Here is a 21,261-nt window from a genome sequence, read left to right on the forward strand (position 1 = left end):
CCTGTATCCCAAAAACCCGCCCATTTGTAATTAACCAAAGTATAGCCTTTACTATTTAAATATGGCTCAACGCATCGTTTTACTGCTATTCGAATAAATAAGTAGAAAAACAAAATATTCAAGATTATCAATAAAAGAATGACTACTGGTATTACAACAAGAAAAAACTGGACTCTCATTTTATTGGAAATCGTTATTAAAAAGCCTTACATAGGCCGTAATTTACTTATTCTACCTGTATTTAGGTCAATTTCGTTTCTTCCAAGACATTTTTTTATTTTCCGGATTTATAAATGATGAACATTTTAGTGATCCTTTAGGCAGTGAATTCAGTAATGCTATGGTTTTGAATTGCCTATTTCGGTAATATTTGATTATCTTTACCGGTATCTATCATATTCTACCGTGTTAAATTAAATGTCTGATCAATCAAATTCGATCACTAATAAATTTCAGGCTCCTGCAAATATTCATATTGCAATAATAGGTCTTGGCTATGTGGGATTGCCCCTTGCTGTGGAATTCGCCAAAAAATGTCCTGTAAAAGGTTTCGATATTAAACAAAGCCGGGTTGACGAGCTAAATAACGCGTTTGACCGTACCCTTGAAACCAGTAGCGACGAACTATCCGCAGTTTTAAATTTAAAGGATGAAAGCAAGGGACTTACTTTCACATCGCAGATAACAGACATTGCTTCCTGTAATGTTTATATTGTTTCCGTACCAACACCTACCGACCAGCACAACCGGCCCGATCTAAGCCTGCTTATCAAAGCAAGTAAATCAATAGCAGGTGTATTGAAGAGGGGGGATGTGGTTATTTATGAATCAACAGTTTATCCCGGTGTAACTGAGGATGTTTGTGTGCCTGTTTTACAAAGAGAATCAGGTTTGCAGTATAACAGTGATTTTTTTGCAGGATACTCACCCGAGCGTATAAATCCGGGGGATAAAGTTCATACGTTGACCAATATTTTAAAAGTAACATCGGGCTCAACGCCTGAGGCTGCGGATTTTATTGACAGCCTATACCAGTCAATAGTAAAAGCAGGAACACATAAAGCCCCCGCCATTAAAGTTGCAGAAGCTTGTAAGGTGATCGAAAATTCGCAGCGCGATATCAATATCGCTTTTGTAAACGAACTCGCCAAAATATTCAACATTATGGATATTGATACCTATGCGGTTTTGGCGGCGGCAGGTACCAAGTGGAATTTCCTGAATTTTAAACCAGGCCTTGTAGGCGGGCACTGCACAGGAGTCGATCCGTATTATCTTGCAGCAAAAGCCCAGCAAATAGGTTATCATCCCGAAATTATCCTGGCTGGGCGAAGGCTTAATGATGGTATGGGTTCGTACGTTGCCCTTGAAGTTATTAAACTGATGGTAAAGAATGATATTTCGGTAAAAAACTCAAAGATCCTTGTGCTCGGTTTTACGTTCAAGGAAAATTGCCCGGATGTTCGTAACACCAGGGTAATTGATATTATTAAGGGATTTGATGGTTTTGACGCAACCTGTGAAATATATGATCCATGGGCTGACCCGGATGAGGTAAAAAGAGAATATGGCATCTCTACATTGAAAAATTACCGACAGCTAAGCGGCGCTTACGATGCCATTGTTATGGCTGTGGCACATCGCGAGTTTTATGATTTAGACTATGCAAGCTTAAAACATAAACCATCATCGGTAATTTATGATATAAAAGGCATTTTAAACAAGGATGTTGTAAGCGGACGGTTGTAAGTGTTGTTTTTACAGTTGTTTTTTCACATAGAAAATCATTTTTTTCTTACTGTTAACAGAGAATTCATTTTGAATAAATTTCTTAATTTCTAATTTTGTGGCTGTGGAAATAATACATTCGTAACCGTGTCTTCATTTAATTATGACATTGTTATTAGTAAATAATTTATAGTAATTTTAGCAGGGTTGCATACTACATAAGCACATATACATGATTCACAGATACGCTACTTTTATTAAAGCAGTGAACCTTACCATTGATTATATTATACTTAATATGAGCATGGTAATTTCTTACTTCATCGAAGACCGCTCATATATTTTTTGGATTAACAACAGGCAGTACCTGCCTATTGTGTTAGTTTTTAATTTAATTTGGCTGCTATCAGCTAATATCACCGGGCTTTATGAACATGTTCTGAATAAAGATTCAATTAAAACTTATCGCGGCGTAATTAAAACTTACCTGCTGTTTGTAAGCTTTATTTGCTTTACTATCATTATATTGATAGGCACCAAAGCGTATTTTATAACACGTGAATACCTTTTTTATTCGTTGGCATTATTCGGCTTCCTGCTTGGTTTATGGAAGTTAATATTCCTGAGTATCCGTAAAAGCGATCGCGCAACGCTTATTGATACACGTACTGTGATCATTATAGGCGGGGGCCGCATCGGGTCAGACCTGCATAGCTTTTTTAAACAAAACCCCGAACGTGGATATAGGCTTATTGGCTTTTTTGATGATGCATCAGAGAGCGTACTTGATCAAAGCCTTTATTTAGGCGGCACTAATGATTGTATAAGCTATGTACTCAATAATAAAGTTGATGAAATATTTTGTACCCTACCGAACTCTGAAGCCGAGAAAATAGAGCAGTTGATGCTGGATGCGGATAAAAACCTGATCAGGTTTAAATTTGTGCCGGAATATTACGACTACGCTAAAAAGCCAACTTTTATACAAAGCTTCGGTCATATTCCGGTTATATCCGTAAGGCCCGAACCTTTGGAAAACATGCTGAACCGCTCCATCAAACGCTTGTTTGATATCTGTTTTTCAATATTTGTGATCCTGTTTATTTTTAGCTGGTTATTCCCCATTTTAGCCATCATTATAAAGCTTGAGTCAAAAGGGCCGATATTCTTTGTACAGGAGCGCTCGGGCAGGGACAATAAGCCATTTAAATGCTATAAATTCCGTAGCATGCGGGTAAATCACGATTCGGATAAAAAACAAGCTACACGCGGTGATTCACGTATAACCAAATCCGGGGCATTTATCCGTAAAACAAGTATCGACGAATTGCCACAGTTCTTTAACGTAATATTAGGCAATATGTCTGTAGTAGGCCCAAGGCCGCACATGATTAGCCATACGCAGCAATATTCGCAGCTTATTGATACTTTCATGGTAAGGCATTTTCTTAAACCCGGTATTACAGGTTGGGCGCAGGTGTCAGGCCTGAGGGGCGAAACTCAAACCACACAGGCTATGCTTGAACGTGTGGAGGCCGACGTTTGGTATCTTGAAAATTGGTCGTTCCTGCTGGACATGAAGATTATCTTCCTGACCGTATGGAACGTGTTTAAAGGCGAAAAGAACGCGTTTTAACATGCCGGTATTCCGGGACCAGCTAAGCCGAAAGATTGAACTTTCCGGAATCCCTAAGCGGATCATATCCGTTGTCCCTTCACAAACAGAATTGCTTTTTTACCTTGGCTTAAACGCTGAGGTGATAGGCATTACTAAATTTTGTATCCATCCGGCTGATAGGTTTAATTCAACAACGAAAGTAGGAGGGACTAAACAGCTTGATGTCGAAAAAATCCGATTGCTGAACCCGGATTTAATTATCGCCAATAAAGAGGAGAACGACCGTCTCCAGGTAGAAGAGTTAATGAATATATGCCCGGTTTGGATCAGTGATATTTTTGATCTGGATTCGGCTTTGCAAATGATTGTTTGCATTGGTGATATGATAGGCAAGCCCGAGCAGGCAAACGTGCTTTGCACGGAAATCAATGGTCGTTTTAACGGTATAAAGCTTCCGGTAACAGGGCTGAGAGTTGCCTATCTCATCTGGCGTAAACCCTATATGCTTGCCGGCAGGAGAACTTTCATTGATAGTATGCTGCAAATATGTGGGTTAAACAATGTAACAGAGATGGAGCGTTACCCGGAGAGTGATGCAGATGCTTTAGTCGCGGCTAATCCTGCTGTTGTTTTTTTATCATCAGAGCCATACCCATTCGCTCAAAAACATATAGAGGAGTTTAGGATGCTTTTACCAAATGCTAAAGTTGTTTTGGTAGACGGTGAAATGTTTTCATGGTATGGCAGCAGGCTTTTATATGCACCGGTATACTTCAAACAACTGGTAAATGGGCTTGTGAAAAATTAATTCCTACTAAATGAGCATGATAGCAAAAAAATGAAAATTATGTTTTTAAGTATAATTTAAAACGCTATCTTTGCAGCCTGTTAAATCAGAAACGCGGAAGTGGCGTAATTGGTAGCCGCACCAGACTTAGGATCTGGCGCTTCACGGCGTGGGGGTTCGAGTCCCTTCTTCCGCACTAAAAGTGTAAAGCCTTCAAAGTCATTGATTTTGAAGGCTTTTTTGGTTCGATAAATAGGCTATTAATGTACTTCCTCTTTTAAGTATTTGTATTTTAGTGATTTAGCAGTTCGAGTCCAGGCATCAATCCAACTGCTGAAAGTTCAAAAAATCTTTGTTATACATGCTAATTCATTGCCTGGCTGACCTAAAAATCGCATTAGATTCTATGGCCTTATAAATAAAGTTTTTCGGCCTTTAAAACAAAACATCTGAATAGGCTACCTTCTAATTTTGCTTTCATAAATTTCAAATAAAATGGAACAAAATAATCTTAATGGAGCTTTGCAAAAACCGGTAGGTTCAGGCTTCAACGCAGCATCCACAACATCTGATGTTATAAAGGGAGTGGATCTTAATGGAAAAATTGCTATTGTAACAGGCGGCGACGGAGGTCTTGGCCTGGAAGTCACCAAAACGTTGTCTAAGGCAGGTGCAACAGTAATTGTACCTGCCAGGGATATTGAAAAAGCAAAATTAAATCTTCAAGGAATTGCCAATGTAGAAGTGGAACCGATGAACCTAACGGAACCTGCCTCTATTACTTTGTTTGCTGAAAAATTCCTGGCATCAGGTAGGCCATTGCATATGTTAATCAATAATGCAGGCATCATGTGGACGCCTTTACAACGTGACAGCCGGGGTTATGAGGCACAGTTTTCTACTAACCACTTAGGACATTTTCAACTGACAGCAAAACTTTGGGAAGCGCTTAAGAAGACAGAAGGGGCAAGGGTGGTGACGGTTTCCTCTTCGGCACACCATTATTCTTCTGTACTTTTTGATGATGTTAATTATCATACGAGAGAATACAACAAATTTGAGGCGTACGGCCAGTCTAAAACAGCTAACGTGTTATTTACTGTAGAACTCGATAAAAAGGCACGTCCGTTAGGTGTCCGCGCTTATTCACTGCATCCAGGTCTAATATTGGATACCAATTTGGGCAGGCACCTAACCTTTGAAGATTTTATTACTTTGGGTGCTGTAAATGCTGACGGTACACCCAATGAAGAAGCCCAGGCAGCGATGCAGAAAATGTCTAAGACTAAAGAGCAAGGTGCCGCCACAACAGTATGGGCCGCTACAAGTCCGCAATTGCAAAATATAGGCGGTGTTTATCTGCAAGATGTCGAAGTTGCCAGTTACAATCCCGATGCCTACGATAGTAACGCAGGAAAGAGCAACCCTGGCGGGACATTCGGTGTGGCACCATTTGCCCTGGAGCCGAATGCGGCACAAAGGCTTTGGGTTTTGAGCGAGGAACTTACTGATACAAAATTTGATGTTCAATAAGCAAAACAAATAGGGCCCAAGCTGTTGGGCTTTATTTGCTTATTTTTGTATTATGGCAATACGGCAAATAAATAATTATGCAGAGATTGTATTTACCTGCAGTGAAGCGGTTCACCAAAATAGTGAACTGGTTGCTGAGGAGCATTCTGTAGTCCGGGTATTGTCAGGCAAATTGAAAGTTATTGAATCTAATAAAGCTTATTTTTTTGAGGCTGGGGAAACTTTTTTATTTCCTAAGAACCGGTTAGCCCGGCTCATAAAAACGGGAAAAGACGATTTGCCCTACAGAGCGATTATTGTAAAGCTAACCCAAGATGTGCTGAAAGCATTTTACGAGCATAAAAAAAATGAAGTCTTTACGGTATTTAAAACTGATGCCATAATTCCTTTATCTAAAGGGCCGTTACTGGACAGTTTTTTTGCTTCAATGCTTCCTTATTTCGATCTGGAATACAAATTACCGCGCGAACTTTCGGAGTTGAAAATACAGGAAGCGATAGCCATATTGCGATCTATAAATGACAGTATGGACCATATTTTATCCGATTTTTCAGAGCCGCATAAAATTAACCTTGTCGAGTTTATGGAGCGTAACTATATGTTTAACATGCCCATAGAAAAATTCGGTTATCTGACAGGCCGAAGTTTAACAACCTTTAAGCGTGATTTTAAGAAAGTGTATGGTACAACGCCTCAGAAATGGCTCACGAAAAAAAGGCTTGAACTCGCCCGATACCAATTGGCTGAAAAGAATCGCAAACCTTCTGAAATTTATTTGGAAACGGGTTTTGAAAATCTCTCGCACTTTTCATATGCCTTTAAAAAACAATTTGGTTTTACGCCGAGTGAATTGTCAAAAGCTAAATAAATTGAAACAACTGTTCTTAGGATACTTTGTGTTATTAAAAGTTCTTAAATGGCAGATAACTCGCATAGGATAGCTAAATCCTTTAAAAAATGGTTCGAATTCTGTACCGTTAGGTGCACCATACAAGAACTTTGTCTAAGTTGTGAAAGGGGTCACTTTAAAAGGGTGGCCCTTTTTAATTCTAAAACCCGCTATTTTTTTCCAAACTGAACGACAGCTTCAATTGGTATCATGAAAACTCAAAATGTTCGATAACTGAAATATCGCTAATTGAGTTGATGAACAGATCCATTTTAATGGAAGGCCCATGGAGCTGCCATGTTAAAAGCATATAGTCACCATCTTTCACTCTCTTAATCATCCTGAATTTCAGTTTATGAGCTTTCATCATATCTTCGCACAAAATGATACCATTTACCGAGACCGGACATTTAATATAAAATGTTTTGGATTGGTTATAATAATCTATTTTCTTTTGAAAGAAAGGAAGTACAGAAAGTATAAACAGGATCATTATACTGGCGAACCCGGCAGCTAAGTAGTAACCGGCTCCAATACCCATGCCTACTGCCGCCACGGCCCAGATGGTAGCTGCGGTAGTGACGCCATTAACCCGGTTTTCGCCTCTGAAAATAACGCCGGCACCAAGGAACCCAATCCCCGTAACCACGTTCGAAGCGATCCTGTCTGCATTACCGGGCGCTCCAATAGCTGTTGACATAAGGGTAAAAAAACAGGCTCCAAAAGATATCATGATGGTGGTACGGAAGCCAGCCGCCTTACCATGATATTCTCTTTCGGCACCCACAAGTCCGCCCCACAAAAGGGCCAGTAAAAACCTGATCAGGATTTCTATATCGAAAGCCATAAATTCAATTTATTTGATTGTAATCGAATATATGATTTTTATAGATACCTGAACCTGCCGGGTTTCATCATTTATGTAGCGGGAGTACCCGGTTTTCAGAGACAGATCGCTGTCATCTGCTGTAATGATAATTACCGGGGCCCACAGTGAATTTTTTGTAATTATTTCCTGAAAAATCAGGAACAAAAATATCAGCTGTTGTATTTTGCGGAACAGTTACCATCATATCTAATTTCTTATCTGTGATTTGCCATTTACTATAGATGGTTCCGTACGGGCAGTCGTATTTTCCTTCGGCCCATGATAGCCCGCCGCCAATTACCGGTTTGATTGTTATTTTTTTATAGGCTGGTGCGGCAGGCGTAATACCTGCAATATACCGATACATCCAATCGCCGATAGCCCCGTAAGCGTAATGATTATAAGAATTCATAGATGACTCTTCAAAACTGCCGTCGGTCCTGATACCATCCCATCTTTCCCAAATAGTAGTAGCCCCCTGTTTAATTGGGTATAGCCAGGAAGGATAAGTATCCTGCAATAATAACTTGTACGCCATGTCGGCGTAGCCGAACCTGGTGAGGGCATCACAAAGATAAGGAGTGCCTAAAAAACCCGTTGTTAGGTGATCCCGGTATAGCCGAATGTTGTTAACAAGCCGGGCCGCAGCCTGCTCTCTCAAGTTTACCGGCAGCATATCAAATTCCAAAGCTAATACATATGCTGTTTGGGTATCTGATGAGATCAGGCCATTAGCGGTGACATATTCGTTCACAAATGCCCGTTTTATTTTGAGCAACAGCTTTGAATAATATTGCTCGTCCGTTGTTTTGTTTAAAACTTTGGCGCTGTTGATCAGTATTTGGGTTGAATATGCATAGAAGCATTGTGCGATAAGATATTTATTGGTTATCGCAGATGTACCATCCCTGTCGTTATTCACACTATAAAACAACCAATCGCCAAAATGATTACCTGTCACCCATAAATTGTTCCTGGTTTGCTTTTGGATATAATTAACCCAGGCTTTCATGCTCTGAAACTGGTTTTCTAAAATCTTTTTGTCTCCATATGCAAAATACATATTCCATGGGATGATGGTTGACACATCTCCCCATCCTGAACTGCCGCCAACCTCATTTGTGCCATTTGTAAACACATCAGGGACCACAAAGGGGATACTACCGCCTGGATACTGGTCGGCAGCTACATCCTTGAGCCATTTGGTAAAGAAATTGTGAACATCCATATTAAATGCCGCTGTACGTGAAAATACCTGCGCGTCGCCTGTCCAGCCTAAGCGCTCATCGCGTTGCGGGCAATCTGTTGGTACATCAAGAAAGTTACCTTTCTGTCCCCATTGGATATTGTGTTGCAATTGATTAAGCAAGGGGTTGGAGCATAAAAAGCTCCCGGTAGCTTTCATATCCGAATAGACAGCTACAGCGGTAAAGTCATCTGGATTTAATGCGCCTTTTATACCGCTAACCTTAATGTACCTGAAACCCTGCCAGCTAAATTGTGGCTCAAATGTACGTTTTAAGGTATCTTTTATTATATAAGTGTTTTCGGCCTTTGCCGCCCGTAAGTTCTCTGTATAAAATTCGCCTGCTTTATCCAGCACTTCTGCGTGAGCAATTTTAATTGAGTCTCCCGGATGGCCTTTCAGTGTAACTTTTACCCAACCCACCAGATTTTGACCAAAATCAATCACCTTTACACCGCGTGGCGTAGTTATGACCTTTATTGGCTTAAATGTTTCATGTTGCTTAACGGGTTCGTTATAAGTAGCAATAAGGGTGTTTTTAGCGTATGGCATTATGATTACAGGATGCCAGTCATGGTCATCAAAGGCGGGCTTTGCCCATCCTGATTTTTCTAACCTCGTATCAATAATACAGCCGTTGTAGATCTCAGCAAATTGTAAAGCTCCTGGAGATGATCTCCAGCTTTGATCTGACGATATGATTTTCTCTGAGCCATCGGTAAAGATGATCCTCATCTCCATTAAAACCGCTGTTTTATCGCCATAAAAATTAGCCCTGGGTGTATACGGGCCCAGCGGGCTGCGATACCAACCGCTGCCAAGTGTAATACCCATGGCATTTTCTCCCTGGGCTAACAGAGCTGTAACATCATAGGCCTGATATTGTAACCTTTTATTATAACTTGTCCATCCTGGTGTAAGGAAGCTGTCGCCTACTTTATGCCCGTTTAGTTGTGCTTCATAAAAGCCATGCGAAGTTATATAAGCTGTGGCCTCCCGTATTTTTTTGTTTAATGAAAAATTAGTTCTCAGCAAATGAGCGGGAGCATTAACTGTATCATTTAAGGCTGGCCTAATCCATTGGGCATGCCAATCAGAAGCCGATAGCAGGCCCATTCTCCAAAATGCCTGATCACTCCAACCTGAACGTATCCCGTTATTATCCCAAATCCTTACCCGCCAAAAATATTTATGGCATGATAGCAGCGTTTTGCCGCGATAAGGTATGTACAACGATTGATTTGATGTTATTTTTCCGCTCGACCATAACGGAGTTGCATTATTTTCGCTGAACGAGGCTGAGTCTACTTGTATTTCATAAGCTTGTTGGCCGACGGGTCTGTTATCTTTTTCTGCAAGTTGCCAGCTAAAGCGCGGATTGTGTGCATCAATACAAATTGGGTTTTTCAGGTTTTCGGTTAAAAGATTTTTTACAACCACTTGTGCCGAGGTAGTGAGCCATGAAAATAAAAAACATCCAATAAGAAATGGTGTTCTCATAATTTAATGTGTAGGGTAATCGGTAAATTGGTTTATAAAAATAAAGCAGGATGGTTTCATTACCATCCTGCTCTGTCTTTTGAATACTTATTATATTTTTGAGAAGATCGTTATTCCGGGTTTTTGAATAATGTTTACTTTCCCTTAAGTTGAACCATCACTTTTATAGTTTGGAAAATTATGCTTAAGTCGTTATTAAAGTTGATGTTTTTTAAATATATAAGATCATAACGAACCCGGTGACGCATTTCCTGAACATTTTCGGCATAGCCATAATTTACTTGTCCTATAGAGGTGAGACCTGGCTTGAGTTTAAATAACTTTTTGTAGTTAGGTGATTCTTCTATGAGTTGTTCAATAAAATACTGCCGCTCTGGTCTGGGACCAACGATAGACATGTCGCCCTTTAAAACGTTCCAAAACTGAGGTAATTCATCCAGTCTGGATTTGCGTAAAAATACACCCCATTTCGTAATTCGGGGATCTTTATCTTTTGATAGCATCGGCACGGCTTGCTCTGAATTTACGTACATGCTCCTGAACTTGTACATCCTGAAAGGTTTATGATTTCTGCCAATTCTTTCCTGACGATAAAAAACCGGGCCTTTTGAAGTTAATTTAGTTATTATGGCTAATGCAATAAACACAGGGAGCCCCGGGATCATTACAAAAAGGGAAAACATAATATCGAAACAGCGCTTGAAAAAAATAATCTTCAGGCTGAGCTCAATAGAAGAAGAGAGCTGTATTACAGGAAGATTTTCATAATTAACGATACTGGCATAGCTGTTATCAAGCACAAGGTCAGAAACCAGTTTAATTTTAATGGAATGCTGATCGCCCAGGTCAACCAGCTTATTCAATAAAAGCTGATCCATAAATTTGTAGCATATAAATGCTTCATCTGGCCTGGCTTCAAGGATTTTGTCAAATAGTATTTCATGGGGCAGGCTTTCAATCATTTCTTCGGGTATGGTGGTAATAAAATTATACCCGTACTCCGGATGCCTTGAAAATGATTTTTTTACCCGGTTAACGATATCCGCATTGCCAATTATGATAACATGTTTAATATTATAGCCTTTTTTACGAATGTAATCAAGTGTGAAAAAGATTAGGGAGCGCTGAACAACTATGAAGATGAAAAACAAAAAATATGTGCAAAACATCACCATTCTGCTTACCTCGTAAAGCTTAAAGAAATATACTATCCCCAGAACCATTACCAGGTGGTATATGATAGAGGACATGAATTTGCTTAAATTGTCACTTAATATCAGGGGCCTCTTTATTATATAGTTTTTAGTTACCGAAGCGATAGTAATCCAGGTTAAGTTAACTAATAATAAAAAATCAGTTGACTGTATTTCTGACGAATAGAATGTAAATATAAACAGGTGGGCACACTGCAATGCAATATTTAATAAGATTAAATCACTAAAAAATGTGAATGGTTGAAGTAATTTAGAGTAGCGCATTTGCGATCAGGGTTAAGTTGTGCAAATATAATAATTTTACTAAAACGAATCGTTTTTAAATAAAATCAATGTTTGTTAAACTTAATTACGGGGTATTCGTAGGGAACGCTACAATTAAAAACTAATTATTCTTTATTTTATTTTGTGTTTTATTATTAATTTGGATAAATAGCTCATTTTTAAATATATCTGTTGAAAAAGAAGAAGCGTGCCGGGTAATTTCTTTATAATTAAATAACGATTCGTTAACCTCGAAACGCTCCACTGCCTCTTTAATGGCTTCAACAGACTGTTCATAGAAGAATAAGCCTGTTTTATTTTCCACAACACTTTCCAACGCGCCCCCTTTACCAAAGGCAATCACAGGAGTGCCACAGGCCTGGGCTTCAACGGGTAAAATACCAAAGTCCTCTTCGGCTGCAAACACAAAGGCCTTAGCTTCGGCCAGGTATTTTTTGAGTACATCAAATGATTGATATCCAAGTAAGGATGTATTTGAGGTAGCTAATTTGCTTATCTTTTTAAAATCAGGCCCCTCACCAATAACAAATAATTTTTTATCAGGCATTTGGGCAAAGGCCTGCACAATCAGATCAATTTTTTTATAAGGAACAAACCGGGAACAGGTAACATAGTAATCCTTTTTTTCATAAACAGGTAAAAAATCTTCTGTCGCTACGTTGGGGTATATAACCGTACTTTCACGGCCGTAGATCTTTTTAATTCGTTTGGCTATGTAATTTGAATTAGCTATAAAATGATCGACCCGGTTGGTGCTTATAATATCCCACTGCCGGATGCGGTGTAGCAAATATTTTGCTATGAAACCTTTCAAGCCCTTGTCCAACCCAGATTCTTTTAAATATTGATGATGCAAGTCCCAGGCATAGCGTATTGGCGAATGACAATAACAAATATGCATTTGGTTTGAATTGGTTAAAGCTCCCTTTGCAACAGCATGTGAGGATGATATAACCAGATCATAGCTTGATAAATCAAACTGCTCAATGGCCAAAGGAAATAAAGGCAGGTAGGCCCGGTATTTAGTTTTTGCAAATGGCAGTTTTTGAATAAATGAAGTGTTTATCTTATGCCCGGAAAGGTCAAGCTTAACAATGGTTTCCTCGCGGGCTACAAGCGTATAAATATCCGCATCTGGATATAATGCGGCAATTTCTTTAAAAACATTTTCAGAGCCCCCAATTACGGTAAGCCATTCGTGTACTAATGCGACTTTCAAGGTTGTGTAATTAAATCAGTAATGGAATTGACAATTTGCCTGGCGGAAGTTTCCCAGCTAAACCGCTTTATATTTTGTTTTCCGTTTTCAACAAGACGCCTGCATAATGCCACATCTTCAATAAGTAAATCGATACTTTTCGAAATCTCCGCAACATCGAGCGGATTTACATAAACACTGGCATCACCGCAAACTTCACGTAAGCTGTCTATGTCAGATACTAATGTTGGGCAGCCTTGAGCCATTGCCTCAAGCGGCGGAATTCCGAAACCTTCGTATAAACTTGGATAGACAAATAAACTTGCTTTGCTATATAAACCTGCAAGTTCGTGGTCGTTAACACGCCCGGTGAATATAATATCAGGATGTGCATCAAGATGCGCATTATCTTCGTTATTGAAAATCGGGTTGCTGTCTCCGACTATTATAAGTCTAATACCTCTGTGTTTTATTGATCCGAAGGCCTGCACAAGGTTCTGTATGTTTTTCCTTTTATCTATTGATCCTACAGCCAATATATACTTGCCGTGATCTGCTTTAACAGGTGTAGGAGAGGGGAGTTCAGATATGCCATTATATATCACTTTTATTTTTGCGGTTTCGACATGGAGGTACTTTACAATTTCAGTTTTTGAAAAATCACTTACGGTGAATATGAGCTTAGCTTTCCTGCTTATCTTTGGTATCAGGAATTTGTAAAACCTTACAAAGTTTTTGCTAAACCACTGTGGATTAACTAAAAAGGCAACATCATGTATGGTTATTACCTGATTGTTGTAAAATAGCGGCGCAACATTGCACATGTTGATAAGTAAGGAGCTGCTGTTCTTTTTTAAATATAATGGTAAATCAATCTGCTCCCATATAACCCCTTTATTTTTTCCTATGACGATTACACCAAGCTGCTGAGCCAGATCCTGGTGAATGATGTTAGACGGAGCCACAAATATAATCCCCGGAATCATCACTTTTAATTGTTTTGCTATCTCAATAGCAAAACGCTGTACTCCTGTGAGCTTTTGGGTGAGAAATCTGGAATTAATAATTATATCCATTTTAACTCTATAATTGACATGTACAAATAATTATCACATTCATCCTTTAGCATCCATGTAAATTATTTTCAGAATAAACTATATTGTAGAAACTACCTTTTCTGTAATATTTAACCCGGATAATCTTTTGCCTAATCGAATACATGGCTTTTCAATTAAATAATAACAAATAGAAGATGCCGTTAAAGAAAATATCCAGAATAAAGCAACAAATAAAAACTTATGAGAATTGCAATATTGTTGTGTAAATAGTTTAACAGGTAAATCTATTCCAACTATTGGATGAAGCAAATACATAGAGTAACTTATACTCCCCAGATACGTTAAAAATCTGCTTGGCGATTTATAATGTGAAAATAGTTTAAATAATAAAAGAGCTGTTAAATAAGAAATTAAGTATCTATACCAAACTTCATTATTACCAAAGTTTTTGGAATAAGCTAACAAGGTTAAAGGAATCAATACTATAATAAGTATAATTATTAGTTGCCTAAAAACTTTGGCGTTTACATACAGACTTTTTTCCAGCGTACTTTTGCGCCATAACATACCCAAAAACATTATAGCTAATCCGAGCAATAACGCTACAGGTAATTTCAGTTCCAATTTATATCTGAATGTAGCCATAATTAAGCCTGAAAAAAGAAGTCCATAAAATAATTTCACTATAAACTTATCATTATTTAACAGATTAAATCGATGTAAAATCAGACAACTTATGTAAAATATTAATTCTATTTGCAGCGTCCAATAAACTCCGACCAAATCTTCAATCCCAACAAATTTTTGAAACATTGTGGCGTTTATAAGTAAGCTTTTAATAGCAGGAATACCAGAAACCAAACAAAAGCAAAGTATCGATATCCAATAGGCTGGGTATAATCTGAAAAACCTGCTAATTAAAAATTTTTTGTTACTGGCCTTATAAAGACTATAAGGGATAACGTACCCGCTTATTAAGAAAAATACAACTACTCCTATTTTTCCGAAATCAAAGAAACCTGAAATAAAAACAGAAAGGACTTCTGAGGTTTTCGTGTGAGTATCGATCATCTCTTGTTTCATAAACAACCACAAATGTAATATAGCAACCATTATAGCTGCAATACCACGTAACGCATCTATCCATTGCAGTCTTGATTTGTATTTTACTACCATTATGTTATTAATTGAGTTAAAGTTTATAATATTATTATTTAATATAGGATTATCGGTATAAGGATTTAATAGTTTATTTACTATCGGATATTACGGTGTTTTACAAAACACGTTCTGCTAAAACTAAGTTGTAGCTGCGGCGCAAGCCACTGAACTGCAAGATATAAGGAAAGAAATAAACCCTTCTTTGAAAATTTAACCCCGTTAACTATCATTTCAACTTAAATCGGTACATGTAAAAAGCCATGAAAGCAAATACAGGTATTGAATACATGCTTAAAGCATAAAATGTAACGAACTGCGTATAGACGTTTACATAAAGTAATATTACAACGGTTATTACTATTATACTTTGCGTTTCCTTTATCATTTTTTTTATCGCTTTTATCAAGTAACCGTTAATTAAGCCCGAAAAAAAGCTCAATAAAACAACTCCTGTCCATGAAAATGAAACGTAGCCCCAAAGTGGTAATGGTAAACGTAAGCCGCCAGACGTAATCTCATTTAAATCACCATCTGGATTACTTACCATTAACGACCAAACTGCTGGATTCCATTTGTAGTGTCCCGGAATTAACCCACCGTAAAAAGTACGTCCATAGGTATAAAGAGGGGTATTATTAAATGATTTTAAAAAAGTAAGATGATCTAGCACATCGGGTGCTCCTAATGCGATGGTTTCAAATATATTATCCTTTTCGTACATAGCTAGTAACATGTCACTATGAAATATTAAACCAATAAGGTAAAAGGATATGCTTCCGATCGAAAAAATCAGAATTATCGATAAAATATAATATTTAAATAACTTCTTTTTATATGCACAAATAACACCTATAGCCAATAGTAAACCATAAAAGATATTTCCCCTTGTCAATGTCGACGCTATCAATAAAATCACTATTAATAGATAAAATAAATTAATAGTCTTTCTGAAATGATACCATATAACTAATAATAGAGGAGGTAAACTGTACATAACAAAATTAGCTGCTCTAAAAAGTACTGCAATCCGCATGTATGGAGCCTGATACTCCCCGCGGAAAAATTTGGCATTCAATGGGTTACTTGCAAACATGGGTATAAAACCCATTATCATGTAACTAATTATAAAGCCTATTACAGCAAAATAAAAGAAATATCGTGTTACTAATTCAACTCGCTCACTATATTCTTCCTCGCTAATTACCTGCCACGAAAATTTCTTTACTTTAATTAAGGGAATAAGATTCCCAAGAATCATACCTAACAAATAAAATACCGCGCCAATGATGAGTATGTTTTTATAAAGCTGTAGAATTTCATCATCGAAATTTGATATTTCATTTACCAAAAATATAGGAACCAAATATCTCGTAAAAATAAAAGCCAATTCAAGATGGGCTGGAATATTATATCTGCTAAACCAGATAAAATAACTTCCTATTGATAATATACATAACGAAATAAAAATTATCAACATTTTAGTAACACATTAGATAATTGTAGTACTAAGTTTTTAAATTCAATATCAAAATTGTTCCTCAATTTACTATAAACAGCGGGATCTATTACTTCGTGATTATTTATAGCTTTTAATATTTCGGTAGTGTATTGTTCAGCATTTTCAGGATCGATAAATGAAGCATATCCATTTGATGCTTCATGCAATTCTTCAATGTTGCTCACTATTGGTTTTTTGCCACATAATATAGCCTCCGTCACCGGCATTCCATATCCTTCATATTTGGAGGGAAATACAAACACTGCTGCTCCATTATAGAGGTAGGGCAAATATTTTTCCTCTGTGTAACCCATTTGTATAATACTATCTTTATTCTCATTTATTAATTGTTGTAGTTCTTGATTTTTCCAACCTCGGCCGCCAACAAGCAATAATTTATATCCATTGAGTAGTTTCTTCTTTTTTAGATTCAAAAAAACATTTATTGTTTTATCAAGATTTTTACGAGGTTCTTGAGTTGCGACTGTAAGAATGTAGGGATAATCAATATCTAAACTTTTAAGTACAGATTTAACTTCGTCATTGTTAATAACCCTATAATGATTTCCAATAGGGGGATGCAAAATAAAATCAGGGATTATGTTATAAACCCGCTTAAGATTACCGGCAGTGCCATTTGAGTTGGCTATACAAAAGTTGGCTTTTTGTATATCTTTTTTAAAGAAAAGAAAATGAGTAAGATAATGAAGGCGACTCATCGTTTCTTTGGCAAGAATATGATTCAAATCGTGAACAATTGAGATCTTTTTGCCGGGCAGTTTTTGCATTGTGCAAAAACTGCCACCAAACAAAGAAAAGTCGCAACCGTCTTTTTTTATTAGTCGTGCTAATAAAAACTTACTCCAAATGAGTGGCTTAACGCGCTTAAAGCGACTATCAATAACAATAGTTATATTGCGAAATGAAGCAAAATCAAAAGATATTGCTGTGTTAGAATAGATATAGATTGAACACTCTGATAGCTGCCTAGAAAGGGATAGTACCATTTCTAGCAAATATTTACCAACTCCACTTAATTCTCCTTGTAGGGGTCTGCCGTCAACTGCTATCTTTATCATTATTATAAAGTTTTGCTTACATCCTTTTTATCTAATAAAAAATATTGGTTTTCTGGTCTGAAATATTTTATAAAAAACTTAGATAGCATATAATATTTTTTAAACCCAACCAATTGTTTTACTAATAAGAAAAATTTATTGATGTAATATACTTTTTTGTAATAATCACCATAATCATCTTTCCGCATCTTATCCATATTGTTTTTTACATATTCTATATCAACTAACTTTCTTTTGCGTAGCTGATTATAAAATGATAAATCTTGATTAACAGCAAATGGATTAATGGTATTAGATCTATTTGCTAACAACATGCGACGAAAAAGTCGTCTATGTAGATGTAAGATTTCAACTCCATTATCAAAAAAATTATAGGTGTAGTTAAGATTTAAAAAATCCGCGGTTCTACTCTTAGAAATTTTTTCTTCATAAAGTTTTAATAATATTTGGATATCAGGATACTTATCAAAATTAACTCCGGGCAAATTACTATTAGTATCTGCAAGACTCTTATAATTAAAACCAGAATAATGGACGAATATTAGATTGGAAGCATCTATAGATTTGTCAAGCCTATTATTTACGTATAACTCGTTGTTAATTGTCAAAACACTTCTCTCAAAAAAATTCCAAGGTGCCAAATTGAACCCCAAATTACGTGACACATGAATTCCATTATCAAAGAATGAAAAAATATAATCCATCCATTTTTGATCGGTGAATAAGCTATCCGCCCTATCAACAAAACATTGATCCCACAAACGATTTTGCCACCAGTTTAGCACTTTTGTGGCCTCGTCGCAATTTTTTAGAGCCAGAAACCCTAAGTTGTATATACCTGACGCTAATATATCTTGTTGAGATGCATCACCCGTGTACTCGGTTTGAATTGTTGTAATATGGGGGGTTAAAAAAATAAAATTATTATTGAGTTCATTGAAAATGCTTTCAGTATTGTTAAATACATAAATATCAGGATCAAAGTATATTACCTTATCATATCCCTTATTAAAAAGGAAATTGAAATTATAAGGCTTCAAAAATGTGCAAAATTCAGTTACACTATACTTAAAGGCTATATTGTACCAGTCAGCATCACTTATTCCCAGGTTGTTTTTACAAATCCAAGTTTGAAATTTACTTTCTTTTACTTTTTGCAAAATCTTTGGTTCATTAACTTCATCTGAAATAAAAATGTGAAAATCAACATCCTTACTATTATTAATTACGCTTTCTCCAAGAACCTCCGCTAAACCGAAATAATTTTTAGCGACTATAGTAAATATTGCTTTTCTCATCAGATATTCTTATTATTTTGTTCAAAGGGGCCATAACGGCCTTTTGCAAAGTCACCGGCTCCTTTGCCTACATTTTTCAAATACTCGCTTTTTTGGGGATAAAAAAGAACTATTTTAATAAGATTTTTACTTAAATGTCTCACCCTATTAAAAACAAAGCCTATATCCTCAAAAAAATATTTCTTAACTATATAAAGAGTATTGCGCGTTATATAATAATACCGCACGGGTGAATGGCCATCAAAAGTTTTACCATCATAATTTTCTATTTGCTTTCCAACACTATGCTGCAGGTATAACTTAGTTGTTGTTAAAATACGATAATCGTTTTTTCTTAGCTTCATACAATAATCATGATCTACCTCATCGATAAATAACTTTTCTTCAAAGCCGTGAACCTTATGCCATGCTTTTAAATTTATTAAATTACCGGATGTAATTACAAAATGTATCTCATTGAAATCTTTGTTATAAGGTTTAATCCAGCGGTCATAATCGTCGGTATATGATGCAGCATAAATCCCTACTTTTGACTCAGCATTATCAATAATGTTAAAAAAAGAAGATGGCTTTAAAAAAAATGAATCCTGATCCATGGTTAAAAACCATTGATAACCGCTTTCAAACGCCTTCATAGCACCGATATTGAGCGCCTTTGCAATGCCTTTATTACCACCATTATTAATATAGGTAACGTTGGGCAATTTTATTATCTTTTCAACAATTTCGTTATTTACTAAGGTTGAATTATCTATAACAAATAATTCTGTTAACTCTTTTACGTATGAAAGTATATTATCATAACTCTCCATTTCTGGATTAAATAGTATAACGCATCCCGCTATCATGAAAATATATTTTTTTTGTAGCTTATAAACATATTGTAAACCACTTGCGATACTTCATTTTTAAATAGATAAAATTGAATAGCCAAATAAAATAAGGCGCAAATTATCACATCAGCAAGCAACTGTACTATCATTTGATGAATAAATAGCTTGCTAATGAATATAACAGGTATAAATGTTAGCGACGAAATAACGGCCTGAAAAATACCGCTAATCTTTATTTTAAATTCAAATGCCTTATTAACGTAAAAAATGTAAGCAAATGTTACAAACACTTCCGATATGATATTTGCATAGGCAGCGCCTTCTTCTTTGAAAGCCGGAATCAACAAAAAGTTAAGTGCCAAACTTACTATCATTCCGACACAGACGGAAATAAACATCTGCTTGTCTTTTCCTGATGCAATTAGTATTTGAATTCCAAAAAAATACCCCATGCCAATAACAAAAGGCAGAAAAGACAATATTTGCATAACGCCCTCTGCCGGTAAAAACTTGTTTCCCGAAAATAGTATTATCGCTTCTTTGGATAATAAAAGCAGACCAAAACTTATTGGTACAGAAATGAAAGTTATAAACTGAAATGATTGATTTAAAAGACTGTAAAATCCCTCGAGATTTTTCTCATTTAAATTAAAGCTGATACGTGGCATTACCACTGCGCCTAACGATGTAACAAAGGGTATAGTTATTTTTGCAAGTTTTACACCTGCCGAATAATATCCCACTGATTTGTCATTAGCCAAAAACCCCAAAATCACTACATCAAGTAAGGTATACATACTTGATGCTATGGTGGTACTGAAAATGAAAAATAATGGTCTGTAGTGTCTCTTAAAATTAAGTCCTTTTGTAACAAGATTAACTTTTTTACCTACTAAAAATATGTTTATGAAATTATTACCAACAAGGGCAAAAACATTAATAAGTAGGTAGATAAAAATATCATGCGGTGTTTTTACTAAAAGATATAACAATATTAGCGATATGGCTTTAATTGACACTGATCTTAGAGCTATGATCTTAAATTGCTCAATACCTGAATAAAACCAATCAATTGAACAAAAGCCAAATAAGATAATTGTAGTAGCTGCAAAATAAAAGTTTATGTCTCGCTGAAAGCGGGTTAACGTTGCTATAACTATTAAATAAATGATACTTAATAAAGCACTTGTAAGTATTGATATAAATGTCAATTCAGAAAAAGTTTGGTCAAGCTTCTTAGATTGATTTTTAACCTTAGCAATTTCTCTTATCCCATAAACGGGAATACCTAAGGCCGCGATCAGCGCAAAATATTGAGTAAAGGATGTTATAAATTGCACTTTACCTATACCAGCGGGCCCTAATATTCGAGCAGCATAAGGAAAACTTAATATTGGAAATATTAAATTAACAACTGTTAATAACAGGTTAAAAAGATAATTCTTTTTTATATAACTCACGTGTTTTA

Annotated in this window: 16 protein-coding genes and 1 tRNA gene; 6 read left to right on the forward strand and 11 right to left on the reverse strand. The window is 36.4% G+C overall.

Features of this window, described 5'->3' with window-relative positions:
- Positions 1-417 precede the first annotated feature (417 nt).
- The 6 genes from ACP26M_RS06190 (at position 418) to ACP26M_RS06215 (ending at position 6,534) form a co-directional block, all read left to right on the forward strand.
- Positions 418-1,749 carry a nucleotide sugar dehydrogenase gene (locus ACP26M_RS06190; protein ID WP_426587112.1) on the forward strand — a complete coding sequence of 444 codons (1,332 nt, stop codon included), beginning with the start codon at positions 418-420 and terminating at the stop codon, positions 1,747-1,749.
- Between the two features lie 211 nt (positions 1,750-1,960).
- A complete protein-coding gene (locus tag ACP26M_RS06195) occupies positions 1,961-3,364 on the forward strand; it encodes an undecaprenyl-phosphate glucose phosphotransferase (RefSeq protein WP_426587114.1) in 1,404 nt (467 codons plus the stop codon).
- Position 3,365: 1 nt separating this feature from the next.
- Entirely contained in the window at positions 3,366-4,154 is a 789-nt protein-coding gene (locus tag ACP26M_RS06200; RefSeq protein WP_426587116.1) for a helical backbone metal receptor, read from the forward strand.
- A gap of 93 nt (positions 4,155-4,247) precedes the next feature.
- Positions 4,248-4,329 (forward strand) — tRNA-Leu (locus ACP26M_RS06205).
- Between the two features lie 299 nt (positions 4,330-4,628).
- On the forward strand, positions 4,629-5,666 hold the full coding sequence (locus ACP26M_RS06210) for an SDR family NAD(P)-dependent oxidoreductase (protein WP_426587118.1): 1,038 nt from the start codon (positions 4,629-4,631) through the stop codon (positions 5,664-5,666).
- A 52-nt stretch (positions 5,667-5,718) separates the two neighbouring features.
- A complete protein-coding gene (locus ACP26M_RS06215) occupies positions 5,719-6,534 on the forward strand; it encodes a helix-turn-helix domain-containing protein (RefSeq protein WP_426587120.1) in 816 nt (271 codons plus the stop codon).
- Between the two features lie 229 nt (positions 6,535-6,763).
- On the opposite strand, the gene ACP26M_RS06220 is transcribed toward ACP26M_RS06215, so the two are convergent.
- The 11 genes from ACP26M_RS06220 to ACP26M_RS06270 all read right to left on the reverse strand — a co-directional run bounded on the left by ACP26M_RS06220 (position 6,764) and on the right by ACP26M_RS06270 (position 21,253).
- The gene (locus tag ACP26M_RS06220) at positions 6,764-7,402 is read right to left on the reverse strand and encodes an MgtC/SapB family protein (protein WP_426587122.1); all 639 of its coding nucleotides are present in this window, start codon (positions 7,400-7,402) and stop codon (positions 6,764-6,766) included.
- Positions 7,403-7,514: 112 nt separating this feature from the next.
- Complete coding sequence (locus ACP26M_RS06225; protein ID WP_426587124.1) at positions 7,515-10,169, reverse strand: family 78 glycoside hydrolase catalytic domain; 2,655 nt, start codon at positions 10,167-10,169, stop codon at positions 7,515-7,517.
- A 134-nt stretch (positions 10,170-10,303) separates the two neighbouring features.
- Positions 10,304-11,647 carry a sugar transferase gene (locus ACP26M_RS06230; RefSeq protein ID WP_426587126.1) on the reverse strand — a complete coding sequence of 448 codons (1,344 nt, stop codon included), beginning with the start codon at positions 11,645-11,647 and terminating at the stop codon, positions 10,304-10,306.
- A gap of 121 nt (positions 11,648-11,768) precedes the next feature.
- Positions 11,769-12,887, reverse strand: coding sequence for a glycosyltransferase family 4 protein (locus ACP26M_RS06235; RefSeq protein ID WP_426587128.1), 1,119 nt, complete (start codon positions 12,885-12,887; stop codon positions 11,769-11,771).
- Entirely contained in the window at positions 12,884-13,942 is a 1,059-nt protein-coding gene (locus tag ACP26M_RS06240; protein WP_426587130.1) for a glycosyltransferase family 4 protein, read from the reverse strand. Before ACP26M_RS06240 ends, ACP26M_RS06235 begins: the two co-directional genes overlap by 4 nt.
- A 78-nt stretch (positions 13,943-14,020) precedes the next feature.
- Positions 14,021-15,100 (reverse strand): acyltransferase family protein, encoded by a 1,080-nt coding sequence (locus tag ACP26M_RS06245; protein WP_426587132.1) that lies wholly within the window; start codon positions 15,098-15,100, stop codon positions 14,021-14,023.
- A gap of 211 nt (positions 15,101-15,311) precedes the next feature.
- A complete protein-coding gene (locus ACP26M_RS06250; protein ID WP_426587134.1) occupies positions 15,312-16,562 on the reverse strand; it encodes a hypothetical protein in 1,251 nt (416 codons plus the stop codon).
- Positions 16,556-17,662: a glycosyltransferase family 4 protein gene (locus ACP26M_RS06255; RefSeq protein ID WP_426587136.1), complete on the reverse strand. Its 1,107-nt coding sequence runs from the start codon at positions 17,660-17,662 to the stop codon at positions 16,556-16,558. The genes ACP26M_RS06250 and ACP26M_RS06255 overlap by 7 nt, the downstream gene beginning before the upstream one ends.
- Before the next feature lie 2 nt (positions 17,663-17,664).
- Entirely contained in the window at positions 17,665-18,960 is a 1,296-nt protein-coding gene (locus ACP26M_RS06260) for a glycosyltransferase (protein ID WP_426587138.1), read from the reverse strand.
- Positions 18,960-19,772 (reverse strand): glycosyltransferase, encoded by an 813-nt coding sequence (locus ACP26M_RS06265; RefSeq protein ID WP_426587140.1) that lies wholly within the window; start codon positions 19,770-19,772, stop codon positions 18,960-18,962. The genes ACP26M_RS06260 and ACP26M_RS06265 overlap by 1 nt, the downstream gene beginning before the upstream one ends.
- Positions 19,773-19,804: 32 nt before the next feature.
- The gene (locus tag ACP26M_RS06270; RefSeq protein ID WP_426587142.1) at positions 19,805-21,253 is read right to left on the reverse strand and encodes a flippase; all 1,449 of its coding nucleotides are present in this window, start codon (positions 21,251-21,253) and stop codon (positions 19,805-19,807) included.
- Positions 21,254-21,261: the final 8 nt, after the last annotated feature.

Origin of the sequence: Mucilaginibacter sp. R-33 (assembly GCF_049949235.1) — a bacterium.
Taxonomy (GTDB): domain Bacteria; phylum Bacteroidota; class Bacteroidia; order Sphingobacteriales; family Sphingobacteriaceae; genus Mucilaginibacter.